Origin of the sequence: Hydrogenophaga sp., from assembly GCF_048549895.1 — a bacterium.
Taxonomy (GTDB): domain Bacteria; phylum Pseudomonadota; class Gammaproteobacteria; order Burkholderiales; family Burkholderiaceae_C; genus Hydrogenophaga.
In genome coordinates, this window is the sequence record NZ_JBLYYB010000030.1 from 1 (window position 1) to 7,516 (window position 7,516).

The following is a 7,516-nucleotide window of genomic DNA, read 5'->3' on the forward strand; positions in this document are numbered from 1 at the left end:
ACTGCTCTCGGATGGCGCGCGAGCCGCTTGTTCACGCGCTCAGCAGCTCTGCCCCTCGTTTGGCCTTGGCGTCAAACTGAATAAATCAGGGCTGACTCCTTCGGCAACTGGTCCAGGTTCTCGGCGCGTGAGACGCGATCGACGTTGTACAGCTCGGTGGCGGGATTGCGCTGGCGCTTGTTCGACTGCAGCGACCACAGGGTGCCGCTGAGCACGGCGGCGGCCAGGACGCCGGCACCGAGAGCCAGCACACGGCGGTTCAAGCGCGTGGCAGGGCGAGGCGAAGCGCGCATGGCTACGGATTCGGGTTCGACCTTCGCGGCAGACGCTGGCGCTGCATCGGGGGATGTTCTCATGTTCAGTTCCTCCGCGTGGCGCCCGCCCCGACTCCATCCGTGCGCTCGATGCGCACCACCTGCGCCTGGTCGCCGCCCAGCCGCAGTTCGGCCGCGCCGAACAGTCGGTCCACAACGTAGTATGGGGAGCGGAAGCGGTAGCGAGCGGCCACCGGCGGCGTCTCCGCTAGCACCCCTTCAACACTGCTCGTTGCAACTCAACTCCCCTGGCAACCCAATGCCGAGGTCCCGGAGAGTTCGAATGATGACTGCCGGAAGAGTGGCGGGCTTTTCATAATATGGAATCATTTGCGCAAGGAGAAAGCGCAGTGACGCGGAAGAGAAGGATGAGTGGCTTTCCGCAACTGCCGCCGCGCGCACTGCGTCCACCTTGGCGCGGGCTGGGCTCTTACAACTTTACTTGTCCGGCTTTTTTCCGTTTTTTAAGAATCACGTCTGCCTAACTAGCATTAGGATGCCGTAAACTTAAACCTGTGTAAAAATGCGAGCCGTCCTGAGACAGCCCAATTTTCCAAGTGAATCAAGCACTTACCTGGTTGCGGTCGCACACATCGTCTGGAAAAAGCGCTTTTTGAAAAAGTCGCTCGCTTTTCTCAGATGGCGTGCAAAGACCGTTGATTCATCTGGAGGCGATTGGCATCTCCAACGAGAACCCTCAAACCCATGCACTGGCACTTCTTCGAATCACTGGCCGTTCAGATTTCGCTCTTCATCACCTTCCTGGTGGTGGGAGGCATGTGGATCGACATGGCCTCGTCGGGAGGTCGTCAACGCTCCCCGCGCGCAGCCCAGCGCGCCCCCAGCGATCAAGGCCCCCTGCCCTCTCCCGAGGCGCTGGAGGCGTTCCTGGCGCGCATGGAGCCGGTCCGCCGTGCGCTCTCGCGCATGACCGAGCAAGAGCGCGACCACTGGCACCGCAAGGCCCATGTGGCGATCACAGAGATCCAGGCCATCGACGACTGGATGCAGAGCGTCAGCACGTGGGCGCCGCACCAGCGTGAGGCAGTCGAGCAGATCGCGCAGAACAAGGTGCAGACCCGCCAGCGCCTGATCATGGACTTCGCGCGCGGGGTGCTGCAGGCCGCAGCGCCCTCGCCCAGCGACGCCAACAGGCCCGACGGCGAGATCTGAGAGCGCAACCCCACCCACGACCGACAGGAGGCCCTATGCAGGATGAGCCCACGCAAGAGACCGTCGAGGCCTTGCCCGCGGTCGAGGAGCCGGTCGCGCTGGCCGCGCCGGCGTCCAAACGCGGGCGTGGGCGGCCGCGCAAGAACGACGCCACCCCCCTTCCCCTTGAAAAGGTTAAGTTGCCCAGGGGCAGGCAGGCGGGCTACCGAGTCCCGACCTTTGCCGACCTGGACGAACTCACCGTTGAGGACTTCTCCTTCGTGCGCGGCGTCGTCAACGGCATGTCACCTCATGACGCCTACGCCCGCTTCTACGGCAACGTCCATTTCGACTCGCAGGGTGCCCCGCTCGTGCCCCATGGAGCCACCCTCAAAACGACGTTCGATCAGCTGGAGCAGCGCATCCTCGCAACCGCCCAAGCATCGGAGGACAAGCGCCTGCAGCTGGCCGCCGCAGTGATGTCGCAGACCATCCCGGAGGAAGGGGCTGAGGCCGACAAGCGCGACATCAACGAGATCTACGAGGCGTGGTTCGACAGCCTGCCCTCCGCCGACTACTACGGTGAAGCTGAACTGCCCGCGCGCTTCCAGGAGTACCTGCAGGACAACGGGATCGAGATACGCGCAGCGCTGTCCTCCGAGGTCAGCCGCGCGGTGATCATCGACCGCAAGGTCAAGGCCATCAACGAACTGCAGACGATCCTGGCCTACCGTCCTCGCCCAGATGCAGACACCTCGATCTGGTTGGCCGGTACGCTGGCTAGCACGTTGGCGCAGATGCAGATCACGACGCTGCGCCAGCTGGTGAAGTTCATCGGGGCCACGGGTCGCAACTGGCATCGGAAGGTGCCGCGACTGGGCCCCATTCGAGCTGCCCGTCTGCAGGCTTGGCTCAGCGAGCACGCCGACACGGTCGGGAGGATTCAAAACACGGGTCCGGTGTGGGCGCCCTACGTCCCGCTCAAAAGCGCGCTCGTGCCCCTGAAGCGCGCCAGCGGGACGGTCGTTGACCTCATGCCTGAGCCCGGTGGCGCGCTCGCCCTGCCCGCTTCGCATCGCCCCGGATGGGACATCGCTCCGCTCGAACTCTTGCAGGTGCCTGCTCGGCTCGATGGGCAGGAAGGCTTGTTCCGGGTGCGCGGACCCAACCTCTACGAGGCCAAGACCGACCTCGATGCCATCACCGTGTGGCTGCGGTCGTTTCAGGTGGCAGACAAGACGCGAACTTTCGAGGCCTACCGACGTGAGGCCGAGCGGTTCCTGATCTGGTGCTACTCCATTGCACACGTGGCTGTGTCCAGCGTGTCCATCGGCCACGCGCAGGCATACCAAGCCTTCCTCAAGCAGATCCCTGCCGAACTCATCGGCACTGACCGTGTGACCCGAGATGATCCACGCTGGAAACCATGGCGTGGCCAACTGAGCGCAAAGAGCCAGACGTACGCGCTCACGGTGATCAAGCTGATGTACCAGGCGCTGCTGACGAATGCCTACCTCACAGGAAATCCATTCTCCAGTCTGAAGTCACAGGCCGTCATGGACAGAGGAATGGACACCTCTCGCTCCCTCGATGACGGTGATCTGATCTGGGTGAATCAGCTACTGGACCGACGCAAGCAAAGCGCATCAAAGGGAGCAGCCAAATCAGAGATTCTGGGGGGCACCTCAGCGCCCTGCCCTACCCTGATGCAGGCACGAACTCGGCGAATCGAGTTGCTGCTTGAACTGCTGCTCCGTACAGGCATGCGCTTGGAGGAAGTGGCGACCAGCAGCGTTTCGAGCATGATTGCCGCACAGGTTGACGGCAAGGTCGCACCCGGCGAGTTCGCATTGCAGGTCGTCGGGAAAGGAAAGAAGGTGCGCACGATATACATCCCAGGAATGGTCAAGGATCTGATCGAAGCACACCACCGGGATGTCGAACAACTCATCGAGAAGGCGGAAGGTCACAACTCCCCTCGCCTGGTCGCCTTTCGCATCGAGCGCCCACTGATCGCAACCCTGACGGGATTTGCGTCTAATACGAGTATGCCGCCTGCAAACACCGGGAAACGAGCTTTCTCACTGGGCAAACACGGGATCTACAAAACGCTCAAGCACTTCCTGAAGACCGGAGCGAAACGCGACATCGCTGCACTGAAGCCAGAATACAAAGCGGTCAAAGCGGCGCTTGAGCGTGCATCAAAACGAGCGGATGTCCACGAGATCGCGCGCCTGCAGATCGAAATTCGCCGCCTTGACGGCGACGCCAAGGTGGCGAAGCGGCGGCTCACATTCAGCACCCACTGGATGAGGCACACCTTCGCCAAAGAGGTTGTGCGCCGAAATCCCGAGGGAGCGGGCCTCAACTTCGCGCAGAAGGCTTTGGGACATGCCTCCATCGCGACCACTGGGGCATACCTGAAACAAGACATCTCCGGCATGGTGAAGGCGTTGCGGAAGGTCAATCCACTGGGACGCTAGATCGCTGACCAGGCTCGCAAAAACTTTTCCCGGGAAAAGTCAGCGCTGTGGCGCACATCGGCGCAGCGGCGAGAGACCGTTCTAGAAAAACTTTTCCCGGGAAAAGTCGCCTCATCTCACCCCTCAGGCCCGTGACATGCGAACAGCACCTACGGACTTTCCAGAAGAAGGACTGTGCCCGCCTCACAAGAAGGCTCGAACTCGCCCCCACCTATGGCCGCAGGTACTTTTCCCGGGAAAAGTTCGACGGTGCTGGCGTTCCTTCTACTGCAATGAAGAGCTCGGCTTGCAACACTTCACTCCAGGCGTAAGCCACTATTCCGCAGGTGATCGGTGGGTACTGGGGCATCTTCCACGCAGCCAGAGTTGGGGCGCGTATCTCGCACACCTCAGCAATCGGACGAGTGGTTGCAAAACTCGCAAAAAAGATGAAGATGTCCTCTTGAATGTCTTGCAAGTTGTGCGACAAATATTAGACAATTCAACTCTCATTAAGGAATGTCTATGAGCAAAGCTCCCCTCGGCAAGATCGTCACGTTGTTCAACCAAAAAGGTGGGGTCGGCAAGACCACCACAACCTGCCAGCTCGCGGGCACGTTCGGCCATCGCGGTTATGACGTGCTGGTGGCTGATCTGGACGCACAGCAAACAGCGGCATCCTGGCTCGGTCGAATGGGAGGACAGAACTTCCCGGCGACTCTGTGGAGTGGCTTTCGATACAAAGACAACACGGCCGCCGAGCTGGGCAAGCTGGCGAGTAAATACGACTTGATATTCGTTGATTGCGCCCCGGCAGTGGATCAGCCGGGAACCTGGGCATCGCTCTTGGTCAGCGACCTCGCTCTCATCCCAACCAAACTCAGTCCGGCAGATACAGATGCGCTCCCTGCAGCCCTTGGGCTTGCCAAGAAGGCGAAGCAGACCAGCGGCCTGGACTATCCGGTGCGGACCGTGGCCACCGCTTTCCGTCGCAACCGCGCAGATGAAAAGGCTGCGTTCGAAGCCATCGCGAACGACAAAAACTTCCCCGACTACCCCCCACTGAAGCAGGTGCTCAGCGACCGCGTGGCTTTCACTCGTTCAATGCTCTACGGTGCCACCGTGCACTCCATGCCGAACGCCAAGGACGCGATCGCAGAGATCGACGCTTTGGCCGACGCAGTGGCCAAACTCCTCAAGATCCCGGCCGAAAAAAAGGTGTGATGCCATGAAGCCAGTTCCCAAAGTCAAGCTCAACAACGTGCAAGCAATGCAGGCACACCAGCAGGCTGCTAGCTCAGCGGCGGTGAACAAGTTCGCTGCAGCCGAAGCCATCACCAAGACACAGCCGCATGGGCTCGCCGTGCCGGTGCCTGTCCCGACTCCCCCTGCAGGTATGGACATGGAACCCGCACCTGCGACCCTTCCCCGCGCTCCGGTTGCTTCCAAAGCGGTGCCGTTCGATCTCAACGCCTGTTTGCCTGACGAGATCGTGCGGGTTCCGCTCTACCTGATCGACACCAACCCGGTGAGCCCACGCCAGATCTACACCGGGGAGGAAATTGACAAGATCGCAAAAACGCTCCCGAACGGGCAAGACGTTGCCGCTCATGGCTACGTGGAGGAGGGCCGTATCAAGCTCATCGACGGTGGCACCCGCTTCAGGGCAGCCAAGATCACGGACCGGTCTTACCTGGACGTGAAGATCGAACGGGCACCCAGAGACAAGCTTGACCTGTTCCGCCGCGCGCGAGAACTCAACGAGCAGCGCTCCGACACTGGTGCTCTCGATTTCGCTCTGAGCCTGCACACGCTGCTCAAGGAGGGTGCCGTGTCGTCCCAACGCGAGCTCATCGAGAAGGTGGAAGCGCCTGGGGGAGGGCGCCTATCCGAGGGAACGGTCAGCCAGTACCTCAGGATGGCCCGCATGCCCGAAAAGCTCCAGCGGGCCATGGTGGGCTCCGAGGAGACCTCCACGGCCGCGGCTCTGTACGCCATCGCCACCATGTTCGACGAAAACATGGACGAGGCCCAACAGGAGCAACGGCAGGAACTCGCTTTCGAGGTGATTGAGGAGGTGAAGCGGCGCAAGCTCAACAAAGCGCAGATCGTCGCCTTGGTGAAGTCGAAGCTCGACGGACCAAAGTCGCGTGATCGCAGCACCGTTCACCCCTTGGCCTTCGGCGACCACAAAGGGCAAATCAAGATGTTCACCCGCAAGGGACGGGTCGACCTCACGCTCGCTGGCCTCACCGAGGCCGAGATGCCGGAAGTGCGCACAGTCCTGGTGAAGGCCTTGGAAGACTTCATGGCCAAAAAGGGAGTTGCAAGCACCTGATTTGCCAAGGAAGCCGCAGCTGGACCCGTCCCACAACTGGTCACCTTGGCGCGACAAATGAGTTGAAGCACGGCAAGATCAGGCCTCAACTCCCCTTCCACCATTCCTGCACTGTGAGCACTCGCTACCGTGGTAGGTGCCAAAAAGCGGCCCATATCACGGTTCGTCTCTCTGTCGGCCCCACCTAACTGCTGGGTGACACCCCGTTATCACCGACAAAGGTGACCAGCTATGGGAAAACCGTCAAAAATGACCGTCTTGCATCCCATAAGTGGTCACCTCACTTCACCTTTTGGCCCGCGCACAGGGCTTAGAAGTAAGTTTTCGGGGAAAAACGTCCCATAAGTGGTCACCTTGGAGCGGCCAAATCGAGTTGAACGCACCAAAGGTGGCGACCTAAGAGCTGATGGATCAGCCCAGGCCGGGCTCGAACCACGCCAGCATTTCCCATAAATGGTCACCCAATGAGCCTCGTACTGCTTCCACCCAGGTTGACGAGTAGCTTCCAGACTCGCCCAAGTTCCCATGAATGGTCACCTTGACGGTTTCCCATAAATGGTCACCCTGTGCTGGACGGCACCATGTCGACCTGGCTCTACTGCCTCCCATAACCTTCCACCATGCACTGAGATTCCCTTGGAGAAGGGCCGGCGCATGGGAGCAACCCACCAGAACCACCTCCCATAGATGGTCACCAGCGAGTAGCCCTGATCCATCGAAGTAAGCATGACCTCCCATAAATGGTCACCTCAAGCATTTCCCATAAACGGTCACCTCGAGTCCCACTTTGGAAAGTGGTTGCGCCAATACCCGACTGGCTTGCGGGGTTCCCATATTCGGTCACCTATTGCGCAAATGCGACAACAGGACACGCTGAAGAGGTGCTCCTGAGCTTGCGCCGAGCTGCTCCCATAACTGGTCACCCACGTGGATATCCCATAGATGGTCACCTCAGACCCAAATCCAGTCACCTTGCGACCCATAGGTGGTCACTCCGATCCCATATCCAATGACCTGAGAGCCCATAACCGGTCACCGTTGTTCCCATTGATGGTCACCTCACCGCTCTGCAGGCCGCATAAACACTGGGGTTGTGCCGGTCTAAAGGTATTAAAGGATTCAAAGTGTTCTTCAAAAAGAACAACGTAGCGGCTGTCGTTGTAACAAGCAAACCAACAGCCAGAAATCCCACCATTGGTGGAAGACCGATGGGCGCGTTTCCACCCTAGAATGCGTTTCATGGCCAAACG

The 7,516-nt window shown here is 60.1% G+C and carries 5 protein-coding genes and 2 pseudogenes; 4 read left to right on the plus strand and 3 right to left on the minus strand.

Annotated features, from left to right (window positions below):
• Positions 1-95 precede the first annotated feature (95 nt).
• Positions 96-356 (minus strand): annotated as a pseudogene (locus tag ACN4F8_RS02525) (conjugal transfer protein TrbI); the annotation flags it as partial.
• A 2-nt stretch (positions 357-358) separates the two neighbouring features.
• A pseudogene (locus tag ACN4F8_RS02530) lies at positions 359-496 on the minus strand (P-type conjugative transfer protein TrbG); the annotation flags it as partial.
• A 523-nt stretch (positions 497-1,019) separates the two neighbouring features.
• Between ACN4F8_RS02530 and ACN4F8_RS02535 the strand changes: the two are divergent.
• The 4 genes from ACN4F8_RS02535 (at position 1,020) to ACN4F8_RS02550 (ending at position 6,266) form a co-directional block, all read left to right on the plus strand.
• Complete coding sequence (locus tag ACN4F8_RS02535) at positions 1,020-1,487, plus strand: hypothetical protein (RefSeq protein WP_419472148.1); 468 nt, start codon at positions 1,020-1,022, stop codon at positions 1,485-1,487.
• A 35-nt stretch (positions 1,488-1,522) separates the two neighbouring features.
• Positions 1,523-3,949 (plus strand): phage integrase family protein, encoded by a 2,427-nt coding sequence (locus tag ACN4F8_RS02540; RefSeq protein WP_419472149.1) that lies wholly within the window; start codon positions 1,523-1,525, stop codon positions 3,947-3,949.
• Positions 3,950-4,453: 504 nt separating this feature from the next.
• The gene (locus ACN4F8_RS02545) at positions 4,454-5,152 is read left to right on the plus strand and encodes an AAA family ATPase (protein WP_419472150.1); all 699 of its coding nucleotides are present in this window, start codon (positions 4,454-4,456) and stop codon (positions 5,150-5,152) included.
• Between the two features lie 4 nt (positions 5,153-5,156).
• Positions 5,157-6,266, plus strand: a complete 1,110-nt coding sequence (locus tag ACN4F8_RS02550; protein WP_419472151.1) for a ParB/RepB/Spo0J family partition protein — start codon at positions 5,157-5,159, stop codon at positions 6,264-6,266.
• A gap of 989 nt (positions 6,267-7,255) precedes the next feature.
• On the opposite strand, the gene ACN4F8_RS02555 is transcribed toward ACN4F8_RS02550, so the two are convergent.
• On the minus strand, positions 7,256-7,516 hold a 261-nt coding region (locus ACN4F8_RS02555), incomplete at its 5' end, for a hypothetical protein (protein WP_419472152.1).